We start from the raw sequence: 16,965 nt of genomic DNA, 5'->3' as shown, positions 1-16,965 counted from the left end.
GGGCAGGAACAACCGTTTCCGCCGCCCGGACGGAACGGCCTCCGGTAAAGTGCGCGCGTCGGGTGCCGCCGGACGGCGTAAGACCGCCGGAGGCGAGGTGGCGACGGCCCGGGGCGACGAGGGCGACCAGCCACGGAACCTGGCCCGGTCCGTGACGGTCGAGTGAGGAGCCGGTCGCTGTGATCGTCGGAGTGGGTATCGACGTGGCCGAGATCGACCGCTTCGCCGCGTCCCTGGACCGTACGCCGGGCCTCGCGGAGCGGCTGTTCGTGGCGCGGGAACTGTGGCTGCCGAGCGGGGAGCGCAGGCGGGCGGCGTCGCTGGCCGCCCGGTTCGCGGCGAAGGAGGCGCTGGCCAAGGCGCTGGGCGCGCCGCCCGGACTGCGGTGGACGGACGCCGAGGTGCGCTCGGCGGACTCCGGCCGGCCGTATCTGGTGGTCAGCGGGACAGTGCTGGCCCGCGCCGAGGAGCTCGGCGTCCGCAGCTGGCATGTCTCCCTCTCCCACGACGCGGGCGTCGCCTCCGCGATGGTCGTGGCCGAGGCGTGAACCCCACTCCCGGACCGGGGCAGCCCCTGCCCCTGCTCTGCGGACTGCGGCGTCGCCGTGGTTGCTCGCGCCGTTCCCCGCGCCCCTGAAGCGCCCCTGCGGGGCGCCAGGGCGCGCCCCGCAGGGGCGCGGGGAACTGCGCGAGCAGCCTCCCCCAAGCTCTCGGCTTCGCTCGAGCAGGGGGGACCCCCATCCCGGCCGCGGACTGCGACGCACCGGCAGGGGCAGCCCCTGCCCAGCAAGATCCGCCGGACACGGCCTAGCACACTGGTGCCCATGAGATATGCGTACAGCGTGGAGACGGTGCGCCGGGCCGAGGCCGCCTTGATGGCACAGCTCCCCGAGGGAGCCCTGATGGCCCGCGCCGCCGCCGGACTGGCCGCCGCCTGCCGCGCCCTGCTGACCGGTACGTACGGCGCCCGCGTCCTCCTCCTCGTCGGCAGCGGCGACAACGGCGGCGACGCCCTCTACGCCGGAGCCCGCCTCGCCCGCCGCGGAGCCGGGGTCACCGCCGTCCTGCTGGCCCCCGAACGCACTCACGAGGGCGGCCTGCGCGCCCTGCGCGCGGCGGGCGGCCGGGCCGTGCCGGGCCCGGGGACGGTGGCCGAGGGCGCCGCGGAGCCCGCGTCGTACGGCGCGCTCGTACGGCGCGCCGACCTCGTCGTGGACGGCATCGTCGGGATCGGCGGCAAGGGCGGACTGCGCCCCGCCGCCGCCCGTCTGGCGGACCTGGTCCGGCAGGCGGGCACCCCCGTGGTCGCCGTCGACCTGCCGAGCGGCGTCGACGCGGACACCGGCGAGGTGCACGGCGCCGCCGTGCACGCGGCGGCGACGGTCACCTTCGGCACGTACAAGCCGGGACTGCTGGTCGACCCGGCGCGGGAGCGCGCGGGCGCCGTACGGCTCGTGGACATCGGGCTGGCCCCGAGCCTCCCCGAGCGCGCGGACCTGGAGGCGCTCCAGCACGCGGACGTCGCGGCGCTGCTGCCCCGGCCGGACGCGGAGAGCGACAAGTACCGGCGCGGGGTGGTCGGCGTCGCGGCCGGTTCGGACACCTATCCGGGCGCGGCGGTCCTCGCCGTCGCCGGGGCGCTGCGCGGCGGCGCGGGCGCCGTGCGCTACCTGGGCGCGGACGCCTCGCAGGACGCGCGGCGGCAGGTGATCCAGCGCTTCCCCGAGGCGCTGCTCTCCCAGGGCCCGGTGCGCAGGGCGGGCCGGGTGCAGGCGTGGGCCGTCGGCTCCGGCCTCGGCGACGGCGCCGCAGCGCGGGCCCTGGTCGCCGACGTGCTCTCGGCCGACGTCCCGGTCCTGGTCGACGCGGACGGGCTGCGGCTGATGTCCGAGCGGGACCTGCGGGGGCGTACGGCGCCCACCGTGCTGACCCCGCACGCGGGCGAGGCGGCGGCGCTGCTCGGCTGCGAGCGGGAGCGGGTGGAGGGCTCCCGGCTCGCGTCCGTACGGGAACTCGCCGAGCGCACCGGCGCCACGGTGCTGCTGAAGGGGTCCACGACGCTGGTCGCGGCGCCGGACGCGGAGCGGGCCCGGCCGGTACGGGCCAACGCCACCGGGACCGGCTGGCTGGCCACGGCGGGCAGCGGGGATGTGCTCGCGGGCGTCATCGGCTCGCTGCTCGCTGCGGGGCTGGCCGCCTTCGACGCGGCGTCGGTGGGCGCCTATCTGCACGGACTCGCGGGCCGCCGGGCCGCCCGGCCGGCGACGGCGCTGGGCGTCGCCGACGCGCTGCCGGACGCGTGGGGCGATGTGACGTCCGCGTAGCGGTGCCCGGTGCCGGGCGTGCCGGGTGCGGGGTATCAGGGCTCCGTGGTGAGGGACTTCTCCAGCCAGTGCTGCGCGTACGGCGAGTCGTTGTACCGCTCGATGTCCAGGTAGCCGCGCCGCGCGTACAGGGCGCGGGCCTCGACCAGGTCGGAGCGGGTGTCCAGGCGGATCGCGGCGGCCCCCAGGGCGCGGGCCGCGTCCTCGGCCGCCGCGACCAGCCGGGCGCCGAGCCCCTGGCGGCGGGCGTGCGGCGCCACCCAGACGCGCTTGAGCTCGGCTGCGCCCCCGGCCAGCAGCTTCGCGCCCGAGCAGCCGCCGATACGGGCCGGATCGCCCTCCGCGCGGGCGAGCAGGAAGACGCCCCGGGGCGGGGCGAGCTCGTCGTCCGGCTCCTCGGCGAGCGCGGTGTCGATCTCCTCGCCGGTCGCCGGGCGCCCGTAGTAGCGGCTCGCTATGTCGTCGACGTAGGCGCGCACCGTGGCCACGGCCTCGGCGCTCTCGATGTCCGCTGGGGTGATCTTCCAGTTCACACGGTCATTCTCCGCGGGCCCGCAACGGTATTTCGGGGGGATGTCAGTGGCCGCTGCCACACTCGCGGCATGACACGAGACGGGACGAGCGAGGTGAACGGGGCGGCGGGGCCCGGCCCTTCCGCGCCGCGGCACCTCGCCCAGCCGATGGCGGAGGACGCCCGCGAGCCGCTGCCGATGACCGGCGGCGAGCGCGAGCTGCTGACCGGGTATCTCGACTGGTATCGCGAGACGCTGCGGCTCAAGTGCGAGGGCCTGACGGCCGCGCAGCTCTCCGAGCGGTCCGTGCGGCCCTCCGGGATGAGTCTGCACGGGCTGCTGCGCCATCTCGCGGGCGTCGAGCGCTGGTGGTTCCGTATCCAGTTCGGCGGCCAGGACCTGCCGCTGCTGTTCTTCTCGGACGAGGACCCCGACCAGGATTTCGACTGGGAGCGGTCCGACCCGCACGCCGACCCGGCCGGGGCGCTGGAGACCTGGCAGCGGGAGTGCGCCCGCTCCCGCGAGCTGGTCGCGGCCACCGCCGACCTGGAGGCGACCGGCACCCATCTGGCCACCGGGCAGCCCGTCTCGCTGCGCCGGGTGCTGCTCCACCTCACCGCGGAGTACGCGCGGCACTGCGGGCACGCCGATCTGCTCCGCGAGCGGATCGACGGGGCCACGGGCCACTGAGGCGGCTGAGGCGGCTGAGGCGGCTGAGGCCACTGAGGCGGCTGAGGCGTCGGTCGGCGTCCCTTCCCGCGCCTCCTCCGGCACCTGCGACACTGAACCGGTGAACAGCGTCACCGTTTCAGCCACCCAGAGCACGGCTGCCCGCGCCCGCGCCGAGATCGACCTCGGCGCGGTGCGGGACAACGTCCGCGCGCTCCGCGCCCGTGCCCCGCGCGCCGAGCTGATGGCCGTCGTGAAGGCGGACGGCTACGGCCATGGCGCCGTGCCCTGCGCCCGCGCCGCGCGCGAGGCCGGCGCCGGCTGGATCGGCACGGCGACGCCCGAGGAGGCGTTCGCGCTGCGCGCCGCCGGGGACAGCGGGCGGCTCATGTGCTGGGTGTGGACGCCGGGCGGCCCCTGGCGCGAGGCCATCGAGGCGGATGTCGACGTCTCGGCCGGCGCGCTCTGGGCCCTCGACGAGATCGCGGCGGCGGCCCGCGCCGCCGGGCGCCCCGCGCGCGTCCACCTCAAGGCCGACACCGGCCTCGGGCGCGGCGGCTGCCAGCCCGCCGAGTGGCCCGAGCTGCTGGCGGCGGCCCGCGCCGCCGAGGCCGAGGGCGCGCTGAAGGTCACCGGCGTCTGGTCGCACTTCGCGTGCGCCGACGAGCCGGGCCACCCGTCCATCGCGGCGCAGCTCGCCGCGTTCCGGGAGGCGGTGGCCGCCGCCGAGCGCGCCGGGCTCGACCCGGAGGTGCGGCACCACGCGAACTCGCCCGCCACGCTGACCCTGCCGGAGTCCCACTTCGACCTCGTGCGCCCCGGGGTCTCCGTCTACGGCCTCTCGCCGTCCCCGGAGGTCGGCGTCGCCGCCGAGCTGGGGCTGCGGCCCGCGATGACGCTGACCGCTTCGCTCGCGCTGGTCAAGCGGGTGCCGGGGGGCCACGGGGTGAGTTACGGGCACACGTACCGCACGCCCGGCGCGACCACCCTCGGCCTGGTCCCGCTCGGCTACGGCGACGGCATCCCCCGGCACGCCTCCGGTGCCGGCCCGGTGCTGGTCGCGGGCAAGTGGCGGTCGGTGGCCGGGCGGATCGCCATGGACCAGTTCGTCGTCGACCTGGGCGGCGATCCGGCCGCTGCGGGGGACGAGGCGGTGCTCTTCGGCCCCGGCGACCGGGGCGAGCCCACCGCGGAGGACTGGGCGCGCGCCGCGGGCACCATCTCGTACGAGATCGTCACGCGCCTCGGCGCCCGGGTGCCGAGGGTCTATGTGAACGGGTGAGCGCTCGCAAGGGGCGCGGGGAGCCGCGCGCCCAGCCGGCGGAGACCCGCGGACTGCGACGCGCAGCAGGGGGTACCCCCTTCCCCGCAAGATCGGTTGCTCGCGACACTGGCCGGAGGGCCCCAACGGGACGGGACGGATCCATATGAGCGCTGGACTCCGCACAGCAGGCGTCGCGGGCGCCGCGCTGGGAGCCGTCGCGGCCGGCGTCGTGCTGGAGCGGCTGACCGCGGGCAAGGTCCGCCGCAAGGCGCGCCTCGCGCTGGACGCCGAGGGCCCGTACGGCACGCTGCGCGGCACCCCGGGCACGGTCCGGGCCGAGGACGGCACGGAGCTGTACTACGAGACGGAGGAGGCCGCGGAGCCGGAAGCGGGCGCCGCGCAGGAGCCCCCGCTCACCGTCGTGTTCACCCACGGCTACTGCCTCGGCCAGGACAGCTGGCACTTCCAGCGCGCGGCGCTCCGGGAGGACGGCCGGGTGCGCGCGGTCTACTGGGACCAGCGCAGCCACGGCCGTTCCGCGCGCGGCCCGGTGGGCGAGGAGGTCGCCATCGACCTGCTGGGCCGCGATCTGAAGGCCGTGCTCGACGCCGCCGTGCCCGAGGGGCCGGTGGTGCTGGTGGGGCACTCGATGGGCGGTATGACGCTGATGGCGCTCGCCGAGCAGTACCCCGGGTATGTGGCGGAGCGGGTCGTCGGCGTCGCACTGCTGGACACCAGTGCGGGCGGGCTCGGCGAGGTGACGTACGGGCTGCCGGCCCCCGGCGTGCGGGCCGTGCGGCGCGCGGTGCCCGGGGTGCTGCGCGCGCTGGGCAAGCAGCCGGAGCTGGTGGAGCGGGGGCGACGGGCCACCGCGGACCTGTTCGCCGGGCTGGTGCGGCGCTGCTCGTTCGGCGCACCCGGCGAGGTGGACGCGGGGGTGGCGCGGTTCGCCGAGCGGCTGATCGAGTCGGTGCCGGTGGACGTGGTCGCGGAGTTCTACCCGGCGTTCACGGAGCACGAGAGGACGGCGGCGCTGGCGGCCTTCGACGGGATCCCGGCGCTGGTGCTCGCGGGGGACCGGGATCTGCTGACGCCCCCCGGGCACAGCGAGCGGATCGCGGAGGCGCTGCCGGCGGCCGAGCTGGTGCTGCTGCCGGAGACGGGCCACCTGTCCATGCTGGAGCGCCCCGGCGAGGTGAGCCGGAGCATCGCCGAGCTGCTGGCGCGTACCATCCGGACCCAGGGCCGCGTCGCCCGGGGAACGCCTCCGGGGCCGCCGGCCGGATAGCGTTCCCGGACCCGTTCGCGAGGTACGAGCAGTGCAGGTACCGCACCACCAGGTCACCGTGACCATCCCGGCGCCCGACCGTATGCGAGAGCTGGGCGAGCGGCTCGCGAAGCTGCTGCGCCCCGGCGACCTCGTCCTGCTTACGGGTGAACTCGGCGCCGGGAAGACGACGCTGGCGCGCGGCCTCGGCGCGGGCCTGGGGGTGCGCGGGGAGGTGACGTCGCCGACGTTCGTGATCGCCCGCGTCCATCCGCCGCTGGGCGACGGCCCGCCGCTGGTCCATGTCGACGCCTACCGGCTGAGCGGCGGCCTGGAGGAGATGGAGGACCTGGACCTGGACGTCTCGCTGCCGGAGAGCGTGGTCGTCGTGGAGTGGGGCGAGGGCCGGGTCGAGGAGCTGGCGGAGGACCGCCTGCATGTGGTGATCGAGCGCGGACACGGCGCGGAGGGCGCGGAGGACGACGTACGGCGGGTCACGCTCGCCGGGGTCGGCGCCCGCTGGTCCGGAGAGGACCTCGCGGCGCTCGGCTAGGCCGTATCGGAGCCCCCGGTTCTCGACAGCGTGTCGGCAAGATGTTGCGCGCACCGCGCACGCCGTGGTCCTATGGAGGTACGAGCGAAGTTAGGTGTGCCTAAGTAGGGTCGCGCCGGGGCCTCCGGGAGGTGCCATGCAGGAGCGTGAGCGGGAGCAGCAGGGGGCCCTTCCGTCCTCGTCACCGCTTTCCATGAGCGAGCTGCTGGCGTCCTGCGCGTCCGCGGCGGCCGTCTCCCGCCCCCCGGGGGAGGAGGCGCAGCCCGGCGAGGCCGGTCCACCATGGCGCCCCGAAAGGGGCGCGGGGAACTGCGCGACCAGCCACAACGCGCCCGCAGACTGCGAAGCACAGGCAGGGGCAGCCCCTGCTCAGCGCGGTCGGCCGTGAGGGAACCGCTCAGCGGACCACGACCACGTTCGTACCGATCGTGGCGAACTTCCACATCGCCGAGCCGTCCTTCCGCTTCTCGCGGACGCCGCCCGTCTTGCGCCCCGGATCGGCGTTCGGATCCGGCATCGAGCCGTCGACCGCCGCGCTGAAGCCGATGGTCGTGCCCGCGACGCTGGTGAAGCGGACCACGTGCTCGATCGGCACCCCGTCGGAGCCGATGACGCGCGCGGTGCGCGAACTGACCTGGTAGGTGCCCGGCGACGGGCTGACCGAGCTCGGCACGACCCGGAACGTGCGCTGCACCGTACCGCTCCTGCCGACGAGCCAGACGCGGCGCCGCTCCAGCGCGTAGACCACGCGCGGACCGCTGCCGGAGCGGGCGGGCAGCGCCTTGTTGTCCTTGCGCTTCTGCGCGGAGGAGTCCTTGGAGGGGGAGGCGGACTCCGAGGCGCTCGCCCGCGGCTTTCCGGCGCGGTCCTGGGCCGCCGACGCCTGGAAGGCGAAGAAGGCGATCACGGCGAGCGCTGCCGCGGTGAGACCGGTGACGAACACCCCCGTGCTGTTACCGCTGCCCCGTGCCACCGTGCGCCGCCACCTCTCGTGTGCCTGGGCCAACCGGTCCGCCGCCGCCGGCCGGTACGCGTTCCGACGGTAGCAGCAGCGCGGCCCGCTGGTGGGACTTGTCGCATTGGCCGGGCGGGTGTTCGCCCCGGCGCGGACGGGCCATGTGCCGCGGCGCCGTAGGGTGGTGGGGTGCTGATGCTCGCTCTGGACACCGCCACGCCGGCCGTCACGGTCGCGCTCTACGACGCCGGGGGCGACCGGATTCTCGCCTCCGCCGACCACGTCGACGCCCGCCGCCACGGCGAGCTGCTGCTGCCCTCCATCGACCGGGTGCTGGGCGAGGCGGGGCGCGCGCTGGCGGAGGTCACGGATCTGGTGGTCGGCGTCGGCCCCGGGCCGTACACCGGGCTGCGGGTCGGGCTGGCGACGGCGGAGGCGTTCCGCGCCGCGCTCGGCACCCCGGTGCACGGCCTGTGCACGCTGGACGGGCTGGCGTACGCGGCGGGCCGCGCGGGCCTCGGCGCCGACGAGGGGCCCTTCGTCGTCGCCACGGACGCGCGCCGCAGAGAGGTGTACTGGGCGCGGTACGCGGACCCCGTCACCCGGCTCGGCGAGCCCGCCGTGGCCCGCGCGGCGGAGCTCGGCCCCGAGGTGCTGGCGCTGCCCGCCGTCGGCGGCGGCGCTGTGCTGTACGAGGGGACGTTCACGGACGTCCGCGCGGAGCTGCCCGTCGACCAGTCCGCTGAGTCGCTGGCCCGACTCGCGGCGGAGCGGCTGGGGCGCGGCGAGGAGCTGCTGCCGCCCCGCCCGCTGTATCTGCGCCGCCCGGACGCCCAGGTCCCGGCCAACTACAAGGTGGTCACCCCGAAATGAGCGGCGCAGGACCGCCTGGCGCCGACGGCCGGCGCGACGGCGTCACGCTGCGCGAGATGCGCTGGTGGGACATCGCACCGGTGCTGGCCCTGGAGGGCGAGCTGTTCCCGGAGGACGCCTGGTCCGAGGGGATGTTCTGGTCGGAGCTGGCGCATGCGCGGGGGCCGTACGCCACCCGGCGCTATCTCGTCGCCGCGCGCCCCGAGGGCACGCTCGTCGGCTACGGCGGACTCGCGGCGGCCGGGGGCCTGGGGGACATCCAGACCATCGGCGTACTGCCCGGCCACCGGGGCACCGGGCTGGGCGCCCGGCTGCTGCGCGCGCTGCTGCGCGCGGCGGCGGAGTTCGAGTGCGCCGAGGTGCTGCTGGAGGTGCGGGTGGACAACGCGCCGGCGCAGCGGCTGTACGAGCGCTTCGGCTTCGCCCCCATCGGCGTCCGCCGCGGCTACTACCAGCCCGGCAACGTCGACGCGCTCGTGATGCGGCTCGCCGACCCGGCGGCGGCAGCGTACGGCGCGGACCCGGCAGCGGACCCCGCCGTGGACGCGGGCACGGGCACGGACGCGGGCACCGCACAGAGCACGGACACGACACAGAGCACACGGAGCACACGGAGCGCGGAGCACCATGGCTGACGAACCCCTCGTCCTCGGCATCGAGACCTCCTGCGACGAGACCGGCGTCGGTATCGTCCGCGGCACCACGCTGCTGGCCGACGCGGTGGCCTCCAGCGTGGACACCCACGCCCGGTTCGGCGGCGTCGTCCCCGAGATCGCCAGCCGGGCCCATCTGGAGGCGATGGTCCCGACCATCGACCGGGCCCTCGCGCAGGCCGGGGTCGCCGCCACCGACCTGGACGCCGTCGCCGTCACCTCGGGCCCGGGGCTCGCGGGCGCGCTGCTGGTGGGCGTCTCGGCCGCGAAGGCGTACGCGTACGCGCTGGGCAAGCCGCTCTACGGGGTCAACCACCTGGCCTCGCACATCTGCGTGGACCAGCTGGAGCACGGCCCGCTGCCCGAGCCGACGATGGCGCTGCTGGTCAGCGGCGGCCACTCGTCGCTGCTCCTGGCCCCCGACATCACCGCGGACGTCCGCCCGCTGGGCTCGACGATCGACGACGCGGCGGGCGAGGCGTTCGACAAGGTGGCCCGGGTGCTGAACCTCGGCTTCCCCGGCGGCCCCGTGATCGACAAGTGGGCCCGGGAGGGCGACCCCGGGGCCATCGCTTTCCCGCGCGGCCTCACCGGACCGCGGGACGCGGCGTACGACTTCTCCTTCTCCGGCCTCAAGACCGCCGTCGCCCGCTGGATCGAGGCCAGGCGGAACGCGGGCGAGGAGGTGCCGGTCGCCGACGTCTCCGCGTCCTTCCAGGAGGCCGTGACGGATGTGCTGACCCGCAAGGCGATCCGGGCCTGCACGGACGAGGGCGCCGACCATCTGATGATCGGCGGGGGCGTCGCGGCGAACTCGCGGCTGCGCGCCATGGCGGAGGAGCGGTGCGCCGCCGCGGGCATCACGCTGCGCGTCCCGCGCCCCAAGCTGTGCACCGACAACGGGGCGATGGTCGCCGCCCTCGGCGCCGAGATGGTCGCGCGCGGCCGGGGCACCTCGTCCTGGGACCTGTCCGCGGACTCCTCGCTGCCGGTGACCGAGCCGCACGTCCCGGCGCACGGCCACCTCCACGACGGCCATCACCACGACGGCCACCACGACCATGTGCACGAGTTGAGCAGGAAGAACCTCTACGCCCCATGAGCGACACGAACAGGCTGGCCCTGATGTGGGAGGCCAAGGCGGCCCCCGGACGCGGCCCCGAACTGCTGGAGTGGGCCCGCGCCCGGCACCTCGGCCCCGCCCCCGCCCGCCGGGACACCCTCACGGCCGAGGGCGGCCGGGTGCTGGTCATCACCTGGTGGGACGCCGGGACCGGCGCGGACGCGCCCGAGATCCCGGATCCGCCGGACGAGTTGCTGGCCCGCCCGGTGCACCGCTGGCGCTTCCACGAGGCGTAGTCCGTCCCAGAGCGATCGCGCCCCGGAGGCGCTCACGGACACCTGCGAGGGGCGCACGGTCCCGTATGTCGAGGTGCCGGCCGGCCAGAGCTTCTGGGCCGCCACCGGCTACGGCTCGCGGGGAGAGGAGGCGCTGTCCGCCCGTTTGACCTCCTCCAGGGTGGGGGTTGTGCGCGCTGCCGGGCTGCTGCCTGGTCTCACGTGCGCTCCGCAGGCGTTCACTCGCGCCGTTACCGGTGGTGCTGTCGCCGAGAGGATACGGCGTCCTCGCGCCAGTCCACGCACGTTCGGGGTCTCCGCGAAGACGGCTCGGCTCTCGCCCGTCAGCTTGTGGGACCACTGGTGGTGGAAGTTCCGGCGCGCACCGGCCACGGCGGCGTGTGCACGGGCCGACCATAATTCGGGCCTTGGGCCATGCGGTGCTTCGGGTTCCCGAGCCGCTTGTCCGCCGGGTGAGGTCCGCGGTGTCAGGGCGCCGTCCCGGGCACCGGGCTCCCCAGCAGCATGGCCGGCGCGCCCGCGACGCGGGTGAGGAAGACGGTGCAGGCCCCCCGGTCCCGCTTCGGGTTCAGCTTCAGCTTGCCGCGCAGCTCCTCGGGCTCGACGGCCGAGCCCCGCTTCTTCACGGTGACCACGCCGACGCCGCGCTCGCGCAGCAGGGCGCGCAGCCGCTTGACGTTGAACGGCAGCACATCGCTGATCTCGTACGCGGTCGCATACGGCGTCGGGTGCGGCTCGTCCGCTGTGACGTAGGCGATGGTCGGGTCCAGCAGCCGCCCGCCGACGTCCTCGGCCACCTCGGCCACCAGATGGGCGCGGATCACCGCGCCGTCCGGCTCGTAGAGGTACCGGCCCACGGCGCCGGGGGCGGGGTCGGGCAGCCCGCGCCCGAGCAGGGTGTGCCCGCCGGGCAGCAGCGTGGCCCGTACCGTCCCGGCCTCCCCCGGCACGCCGAACCACAGCACCGCCTCCTTGACGTCGCCCTCGTCCGACACCCACTCGGCACCGGCCTGCGGGGGCACCGCCTCGTGCGGGATGCCCGGCGCCACCTTCAGCGCGGCGCACGGTACGGCGCGGGCCGCGGCGACGGCCCGGCTGAGCGGCGGCGAGTACGCCTCGGGATCGAACAGGCGGCCCCGCTTGCCGCGCCGCGCCGGGTCCACGAAGACGGCGTCGTACCCGGCGGTGTCCACCTCGGCGACCTCCGCGCACCGGACCTCGACGAGGTCGCCGACGCCGAGCGCCTCGGCGTTCGCCCGCGCGACCGCGCAGGCCAGCGGGGAGCGGTCGACGGCCAGCACCCGGATCCCGGCGCGCGCCAGCGCGACAGCGTCCCCGCCGACGCCGCAGCACAGGTCGGCGACGCCGGACACGCCGAGCGCCGCGAACCGCGCTGCGCGGTGCGCGGCGACCCGGGCGCGGGTCGCCTGCTCGACGCCGTCGGGTGTGAAGTACATCCGCGCCGCGTCCTCGGCGCCGAACTTGGCGGCGGCGCGCCGCCGCAGGCGGGCCTGGGTGAGGGCCGCCGAGACGAGGTCCGGCGCGTGGTCGCGCCGCAGCCGGGTGGCCAGGGCCAGCTCGTCCCCGGCCCGGTACCCCTCCAGGGTGCGCAGCAACTGCCGGCCCTCGTCGTCGAGCAGCTGTCCGAACGTGTCAAGGTCCACTCGGCCAGCCTGGCACTCCGCTTGACCGAGTGCTAACCCGGGCATAACCTCAACCTTGGCACTCTCCCCGTGGGAGTGCCAGAAATACGCGACGGGCAGATCCGGCACCCGCGACGACGGATCTACCAGGTCGCCACCCCAGACATAAGACCCCGTGATGAGATCTCCGAAGGGGGAGGTCGGATCGTGACGACCGCCAGTTCCAAGGTTGCCATCAAGCCGCTTGAGGACCGCATTGTGGTCCAGCCGCTCGACGCCGAAGAGACCACGGCCTCGGGCCTGGTCATTCCTGACACCGCCAAGGAGAAGCCCCAGGAGGGCACCGTCCTGGCCGTGGGCCCGGGCCGCTTCGAGGACGGCAACCGCCTGCCGCTCGACGTCCAGGTCGGCGATGTCGTGCTCTACAGCAAGTACGGCGGCACCGAGGTGAAGTACAACGGCGACGAGTACCTCGTCCTCTCGGCCCGCGACGTTCTCGCGATCGTCGAGAAGTAAGCCACCGAAGTCTGCCTGTGACCCGCGCCCCGGTGCCCGTCAGCTCGCTCCCTCCGACGAGGGGCGCGGCCGGGACCGGGGCGCGGCTCATGTGAGACGTGTGAGACGTGTGAGAGGACAGAACCACTCCCATGGCCAAGATCCTGAAGTTTGACGAGGACGCCCGTCGCGCCCTCGAACGCGGCGTCAACAACCTGGCCGACACCGTGAAGGTGACCATCGGCCCCAAGGGCCGCAACGTCGTCATCGACAAGAAGTTCGGCGCGCCGACCATCACCAACGACGGCGTCACCATCGCCCGCGAGGTCGAGGTCGAGGACGCGTACGAGAACCTCGGCGCCCAGCTCGTCAAGGAGGTGGCGACCAAGACCAACGACATCGCGGGCGACGGCACCACCACCGCCACCGTGCTGGCCCAGGCGATGGTCCGCGAGGGCCTGCGCAACGTCGCGGCCGGCGCCTCCCCGGCCGCCCTCAAGAAGGGCATCGACGCCGCCGTCCAGGCCGTCTCCGAGGACCTGATCGGCACGGCGCGGCCGATCGACTCCAAGGAGGACATCGCCTCCGTCGCCGCGCTGTCCGCCCAGGACAAGCAGGTCGGCGAGCTGATCGCGGAGGCCATGGACAAGGTCGGCAAGGACGGTGTGATCACCGTCGAGGAGTCCCAGACCTTCGGTCTGGAGCTGGACTTCACCGAGGGCATGGCCTTCGACAAGGGCTACCTCTCGCCCTACTTCGTCACCGACCAGGAGCGGATGGAGGCCGTCCTCGACGACCCGTACATCCTGATCCACCAGGGCAAGATCGGCGCCATCCAGGACCTGCTGCCGCTGCTGGAGAAGATCATGCAGGCCGGCGGCTCCAAGCCGCTGCTGATCATCGCCGAGGACGTGGAGGGCGAGGCGCTGTCCACCCTCGTCGTCAACAAGATCCGCGGCACCTTCAACGCCGTCGCAGTCAAGGCCCCCGGCTTCGGCGACCGCCGCAAGGCGATGCTCGGCGACATGGCGACGCTCACCGGCGCCACCGTGATCGCCGAGGAGGTCGGCCTCAAGCTCGACCAGGCCGGTCTGGACGTGCTGGGCACGGCCCGCCGCGTCACCGTCACCAAGGACGACACCACCCTCGTCGACGGCGCGGGCAGCTCCGAGGACGTGCAGGGCCGGATCGCCCAGATCAAGGGCGAGATCGAGACCACGGACTCCGACTGGGACCGCGAGAAGCTCCAGGAGCGCCTGGCGAAGCTCGCGGGCGGCGTGTGCGTCATCCGCGTCGGCGCGGCCACCGAGGTCGAGCTGAAGGAGAAGAAGCACCGCCTGGAGGACGCGATCTCCGCGACCCGCGCGGCCGTCGAGGAGGGCATCGTCTCCGGCGGCGGCTCCGCGCTGGTGCACGCGGTCAAGGTGCTGGAGGGCGGCCTCGGCAAGGAGGGCGACGAGGCCACCGGTGTCGCCGTCGTCCGCCGCGCCGCCGTCGAGCCGCTGCGCTGGATCGCCGAGAACGCGGGCCTGGAGGGCTACGTCATCACCTCCAAGGTCGCCGAGCAGGACAAGGGCCAGGGCTTCAACGCCGCCACCGGCGAGTACGGCGACCTGATCAAGCAGGGCGTCATCGACCCGGTGAAGGTCACCCGCTCCGCGCTGGAGAACGCCGCGTCCATCGCCTCCCTGCTGCTGACGACCGAGACGCTGGTCGTCGAGAAGAAGGAAGAGGAAGAGGAGGCCGCCGCCGGTCACGGCCACGGCCACGCGCACTGACGCGAACCCTTGTGGGGCGCCCGCCCCGCGCCCCACAAGGGGCGCGGGGCGGTGTCACCTGCGGCTCCGCCGCGATGAGGGTCGATGGGGGTCCACCTGTTCGAGCGAAGCCGAGAACGGGGGGCTCACTTCGGCCCGAACCGCCGCCCCGTCGTCGACGACACCCGCGACAGCATGCCGCGGGGCACCAGCTTCGCCGCCCCCATCAGCGCCTTGTAGCGGGGGTCGGGCAGGGACAGCGACTTCCCGCGCGCCAGATCCCGCAGCCCCGCGTCCACCACGCGGTCGGCGTCCAGCCACATCCACCCCGGCACACCGCCGGTGTCCATACCGGCCCGCTGGTGGAACTCCGTCCGGACGAACCCGGGGCACAGCACCATCAGCCGCACCCCGGTACCGCCCATGTCCCGCGCCACGCCCTGGGTGAACTGCACGACCCACGCCTTGGACGCGCCATACGTCCCGCGCGGCACGAAGGCGGCCACCGAGGCGACGTTCACCACGCCGCCGCGCCGCCGCTCCCGCATCACCGGCACGGCCGCCGTCGTCAGCCGCAGCACCGCCTCGCAGTGCACCCTCAGCATGGTGAGCTCGTCCGCCAGCGGCACCTCCAGATAGCGGCCCTGCAGGCCGAACCCGGCGTTGTTGACCAGCAGGTCGACGGGGCGCGCACGGTCGCCGAGCCGCTCCTCGACGGCCGCGATGCCCTCCTCGCGGGACAGGTCGGCGGTCAGCACCGACGCCTCGACGCCGTGCCGGTCGTGCAGCTCGGTGGCGTGCTCCCGGAGCCGTTCCGCGCTCCGCGCGACCAGCACCACGTCGTGGCCGTCGTGCGCGAGCCTGCGGGCGAAGGCCGCGCCGATACCGGCCGTCGCTCCCGTAATCAGTGCTGTCGTCATACGGCACACGGTAACCAGCCGGTGGCGGACGGACATCGCCCCGTCCGGGCGCGGGCGATCCCCGGCAAGTTCAACCGGCAAGCGACCTAGCCCGCGTACTTACGGGCCTTCGCCCGCTCCTCCTCGCCCAGCGCGTCCCCGGCGTCGAGCACCCGGGGCAGCAGCTCCCGCTCCGTCGTCAGCGCGCGGAACAGCAGCGCGACGGTCACCTCGTGCGCGGGCCGGTGCTCCACCGTGACCGCGTCCCCCGCGCACACCTCACCGGGCTCGACGACCCGCAGATACGCGCCCGGCAGCGCCCGCTGTGTGAACCGCCGGACCCAGCCGCGCTCCTCCAGCCAGCCGGCGAACGTCCGGCACGGGATGCGCGCCCCGCAGACCTCCAGCAGCGGGCCGGTGTCCGCGGCCCCGATCCGCCACCGTTCACCGATCAGCGCGGCGTTCACATCCCCTCCCCCGGTGGTGAGGTTCTCGCCGAAGACGCCGTTGCGCAGCGGGCGGCCGTCCAGCTCGCCCTCCCAGACGTCCAGGTCCTCGCGCGCGTACGCGTAGACCGCCTGGTCGTTGCCGCCGTGGTGCCGCAGGTCGGCGATGGTGTCCCCGGCCACGCCGCTGCCGCCGGTGCCCTTGGGGCCGGGCGCGGCCACGGCCACCGGCCCCTCGGCGGGCCGCTTGTCGATGCCGGTGAGCTGTCCCTCCGCGTCGCTGAACTCCGTGCGGTGGGGTTTCCCGAGATTCACTGAGATCACATGCATGCTCCGAGGCTATGGGGACAGCCCCAAAGCGACGAGCGAGTATTTTCCGGTGTCCCCAAGTCGCCCTTATGCTCGACCCATGATCGAGGCCCGTCATCTCCGTGTGCTGCGCGCGGTCGCCGCCACCGGCTCCTTCTCGGCCGCGGCCCGCGAGCTGGGCTGCACCCAGCCCGCCGTCAGCCAGCAGATGAAAGCGCTCGAACAGTCGGCGGGCACGCCGCTGCTCCTGCGCGCGGGCCGCGAGACGCGGCTGACCGAGGCGGGCGAGGCCCTGGTGCGGCACGCGGCGGGGATCCTGGCCGGGCTGACCGCCGCCGAGGAGGAGGTGGCGGCGCTGGCCGGGCTGCGCGCCGGGCGGGTCCGGCTGGTGTCGTTCCCCAGCGGCAGCTCCACCCTGGTGCCGACCGCCGTCGCCGCCATGCGCCGCGACCACCCCGGCACCCGGGTCTCGCTGGTGGAGGCCGAGCCGCCGCGCTCCGTCGAGATGCTCCGCGCGGGTGACTGCGAGATCGCCCTCGCCTTCCGCTACACCCCCTCGCCCGAGTGGGACGACCTGGTGGTGCGTCCGCTGCTCACCGACCGGCTGATGGCGCTGGTCCCCGAGGACCACCCGTTCGCGGACGCGGCCGAGCTGGGCATCGCCACGCTCGCGGAGGAGCCGTGGATCGCGGGCTGCCCGCGCTGCCGCCGGCATCTGGTGGACGTCTGCGAGGCGGCCGGCTTCACCCCGCAGATCGACTTCGCCACGGACGACTACCCGGCGGTGGTCGGGCTGGTCGGCGCCGGGCTGGGGGTGGCGGTGCTGCCGGAGCTGGCCGTGGAGTCGGTGCGCCGGAAGGGGGCGCGCGCTGTGCGGCTGGTGCCGGCGGTGCAGCGGGAGGTCGTCGCGCTCACCCTGCCCGACCTGGAGCGGGTGCCGGCGGTCGGCGCGATGCTGACCCGGCTGGAGGCGGCGCCGGGGAGCTG

18 protein-coding genes are annotated in these 16,965 nt (G+C 74.9%); 13 read left to right on the top strand and 5 right to left on the bottom strand.

Annotation, left to right across the window (positions count from 1 at the left end; all coding sequences use genetic code 11):
* The first annotated feature begins 179 nt into the window (after nt 1-179).
* Both G5C65_RS14060 and G5C65_RS14055 read left to right on the top strand, forming a co-directional pair.
* A complete protein-coding gene (locus G5C65_RS14060; RefSeq protein WP_165299144.1) occupies nt 180-548 on the top strand; it encodes a holo-ACP synthase in 369 nt (122 codons plus the stop codon).
* A gap of 276 nt (nt 549-824) precedes the next feature.
* On the top strand, nt 825-2,324 hold the full coding sequence (locus G5C65_RS14055; protein WP_165299143.1) for an NAD(P)H-hydrate dehydratase: 1,500 nt from the start codon (nt 825-827) through the stop codon (nt 2,322-2,324).
* A gap of 35 nt (nt 2,325-2,359) precedes the next feature.
* Here the strand turns inward: G5C65_RS14055 and G5C65_RS40120 are convergent, their stop codons facing one another.
* Nucleotides 2,360-2,857 (bottom strand): GNAT family N-acetyltransferase, encoded by a 498-nt coding sequence (locus G5C65_RS40120; protein WP_338146384.1) that lies wholly within the window; start codon nt 2,855-2,857, stop codon nt 2,360-2,362.
* Nucleotides 2,858-2,926: 69 nt separating this feature from the next.
* Here G5C65_RS40120 and G5C65_RS14045 point away from each other — a divergent pair, with 69 nt between their 5' ends.
* The 4 genes from G5C65_RS14045 (at nt 2,927) to tsaE (ending at nt 6,589) form a co-directional block, all read left to right on the top strand.
* Entirely contained in the window at nt 2,927-3,526 is a 600-nt protein-coding gene (locus tag G5C65_RS14045; RefSeq protein ID WP_165299142.1) for a DinB family protein, read from the top strand.
* Between the two features lie 100 nt (nt 3,527-3,626).
* Entirely contained in the window at nt 3,627-4,787 is a 1,161-nt protein-coding gene (alr, locus tag G5C65_RS14040) for an alanine racemase (RefSeq protein ID WP_165299141.1), read from the top strand.
* A 145-nt stretch (nt 4,788-4,932) separates the two neighbouring features.
* Entirely contained in the window at nt 4,933-6,057 is a 1,125-nt protein-coding gene (locus G5C65_RS14035) for an alpha/beta fold hydrolase (protein WP_165299140.1), read from the top strand.
* Nucleotides 6,058-6,139: 82 nt separating this feature from the next.
* On the top strand, nt 6,140-6,589 hold the full coding sequence (gene tsaE, locus G5C65_RS14030) for a tRNA (adenosine(37)-N6)-threonylcarbamoyltransferase complex ATPase subunit type 1 TsaE (RefSeq protein ID WP_165299146.1): 450 nt from the start codon (nt 6,140-6,142) through the stop codon (nt 6,587-6,589).
* 397 nt (nt 6,590-6,986) lie between these two features.
* Here tsaE and G5C65_RS14025 read toward each other — a convergent pair whose 3' ends face one another.
* Nucleotides 6,987-7,562, bottom strand: a complete 576-nt coding sequence (locus G5C65_RS14025; RefSeq protein ID WP_165299139.1) for a hypothetical protein — start codon at nt 7,560-7,562, stop codon at nt 6,987-6,989.
* Between the two features lie 171 nt (nt 7,563-7,733).
* On the opposite strand from G5C65_RS14025, the gene tsaB reads away from it, so the two are divergent.
* From tsaB to G5C65_RS14005, 4 genes are read left to right on the top strand one after another with little or no spacing between them, the layout of a single operon-like run.
* Nucleotides 7,734-8,417 carry a tRNA (adenosine(37)-N6)-threonylcarbamoyltransferase complex dimerization subunit type 1 TsaB gene (tsaB, locus tag G5C65_RS14020; RefSeq protein WP_165299138.1) on the top strand — a complete coding sequence of 228 codons (684 nt, stop codon included), beginning with the start codon at nt 7,734-7,736 and terminating at the stop codon, nt 8,415-8,417.
* The gene (gene rimI / locus G5C65_RS14015) at nt 8,414-9,052 is read left to right on the top strand and encodes a ribosomal protein S18-alanine N-acetyltransferase (RefSeq protein WP_165299137.1); all 639 of its coding nucleotides are present in this window, start codon (nt 8,414-8,416) and stop codon (nt 9,050-9,052) included. The genes tsaB and rimI overlap by 4 nt, the downstream gene beginning before the upstream one ends.
* Entirely contained in the window at nt 9,045-10,172 is a 1,128-nt protein-coding gene (gene tsaD, locus G5C65_RS14010) for a tRNA (adenosine(37)-N6)-threonylcarbamoyltransferase complex transferase subunit TsaD (RefSeq protein WP_165299136.1), read from the top strand. Before rimI ends, tsaD begins: the two co-directional genes overlap by 8 nt.
* On the top strand, nt 10,169-10,429 hold the full coding sequence (locus G5C65_RS14005; RefSeq protein ID WP_165299135.1) for a hypothetical protein: 261 nt from the start codon (nt 10,169-10,171) through the stop codon (nt 10,427-10,429). The genes tsaD and G5C65_RS14005 overlap by 4 nt, the downstream gene beginning before the upstream one ends.
* 467 nt (nt 10,430-10,896) lie before the next feature.
* Here the strand turns inward: G5C65_RS14005 and G5C65_RS14000 are convergent, their stop codons facing one another.
* The gene (locus G5C65_RS14000) at nt 10,897-12,138 is read right to left on the bottom strand and encodes a class I SAM-dependent methyltransferase (protein ID WP_206441771.1); all 1,242 of its coding nucleotides are present in this window, start codon (nt 12,136-12,138) and stop codon (nt 10,897-10,899) included.
* 141 nt (nt 12,139-12,279) lie between these two features.
* Here G5C65_RS14000 and groES point away from each other — a divergent pair, with 141 nt between their 5' ends.
* Together groES and groL are read left to right on the top strand one after the other, a co-directional pair.
* On the top strand, nt 12,280-12,588 hold the full coding sequence (gene groES / locus G5C65_RS13995) for a co-chaperone GroES (RefSeq protein WP_165299133.1): 309 nt from the start codon (nt 12,280-12,282) through the stop codon (nt 12,586-12,588).
* 131 nt (nt 12,589-12,719) lie between these two features.
* Nucleotides 12,720-14,345: a chaperonin GroEL gene (groL, locus tag G5C65_RS13990; RefSeq protein ID WP_165299132.1), complete on the top strand. Its 1,626-nt coding sequence runs from the start codon at nt 12,720-12,722 to the stop codon at nt 14,343-14,345.
* Between the two features lie 125 nt (nt 14,346-14,470).
* Here groL and G5C65_RS13985 read toward each other — a convergent pair whose 3' ends face one another.
* Nucleotides 14,471-15,244: an SDR family NAD(P)-dependent oxidoreductase gene (locus G5C65_RS13985; protein ID WP_165299131.1), complete on the bottom strand. Its 774-nt coding sequence runs from the start codon at nt 15,242-15,244 to the stop codon at nt 14,471-14,473.
* Between the two features lie 86 nt (nt 15,245-15,330).
* Complete coding sequence (locus tag G5C65_RS13980) at nt 15,331-15,999, bottom strand: MOSC domain-containing protein (protein ID WP_165299130.1); 669 nt, start codon at nt 15,997-15,999, stop codon at nt 15,331-15,333.
* Between the two features lie 79 nt (nt 16,000-16,078).
* Between G5C65_RS13980 and G5C65_RS13975 the strand changes: the two genes are divergently transcribed.
* The coding region (locus tag G5C65_RS13975; protein ID WP_165299129.1) for a LysR family transcriptional regulator at nt 16,079-16,965 on the top strand (887 nt) is incomplete at its 3' end.

It is taken from the genome of Streptomyces boncukensis, assembly GCF_011045075.1.
In the GTDB taxonomy this organism is placed as follows: domain Bacteria; phylum Actinomycetota; class Actinomycetes; order Streptomycetales; family Streptomycetaceae; genus Streptomyces; species Streptomyces boncukensis.
Note: the sequence above shows the minus strand (reverse complement) of the source record. Positions and strands in the feature narration are given on the sequence as shown.

Excerpts from the sequence above, each read along its gene's own strand:
- G5C65_RS14055 (WP_165299143.1), top strand. The coding sequence starts at position 825 with ATGAGATATGCGTACAGCGTGGAGACGGTGCGCCGGGCCGAGGCCGCC.
- groL (WP_165299132.1), top strand. The coding sequence starts at position 12,720 with ATGGCCAAGATCCTGAAGTTTGACGAGGACGCCCGTCGCGCCCTCGAA.
- G5C65_RS14005 (WP_165299135.1), top strand. The coding sequence starts at position 10,169 with ATGAGCGACACGAACAGGCTGGCCCTGATGTGGGAGGCCAAGGCGGCC.
- tsaE (WP_165299146.1), top strand. The coding sequence starts at position 6,140 with ATGCGAGAGCTGGGCGAGCGGCTCGCGAAGCTGCTGCGCCCCGGCGAC.
- G5C65_RS13980 (WP_165299130.1), bottom strand. The coding sequence starts at position 15,999 with ATGCATGTGATCTCAGTGAATCTCGGGAAACCCCACCGCACGGAGTTC.
- G5C65_RS13985 (WP_165299131.1), bottom strand. The coding sequence starts at position 15,244 with ATGACGACAGCACTGATTACGGGAGCGACGGCCGGTATCGGCGCGGCC.
- tsaD (WP_165299136.1), top strand. The coding sequence starts at position 9,045 with ATGGCTGACGAACCCCTCGTCCTCGGCATCGAGACCTCCTGCGACGAG.
- G5C65_RS14035 (WP_165299140.1), top strand. The coding sequence starts at position 4,933 with ATGAGCGCTGGACTCCGCACAGCAGGCGTCGCGGGCGCCGCGCTGGGA.
- G5C65_RS14045 (WP_165299142.1), top strand. The coding sequence starts at position 2,927 with ATGACACGAGACGGGACGAGCGAGGTGAACGGGGCGGCGGGGCCCGGC.
- G5C65_RS14000 (WP_206441771.1), bottom strand. The coding sequence starts at position 12,138 with ATGCCCGGGTTAGCACTCGGTCAAGCGGAGTGCCAGGCTGGCCGAGTG.
- rimI (WP_165299137.1), top strand. The coding sequence starts at position 8,414 with ATGAGCGGCGCAGGACCGCCTGGCGCCGACGGCCGGCGCGACGGCGTC.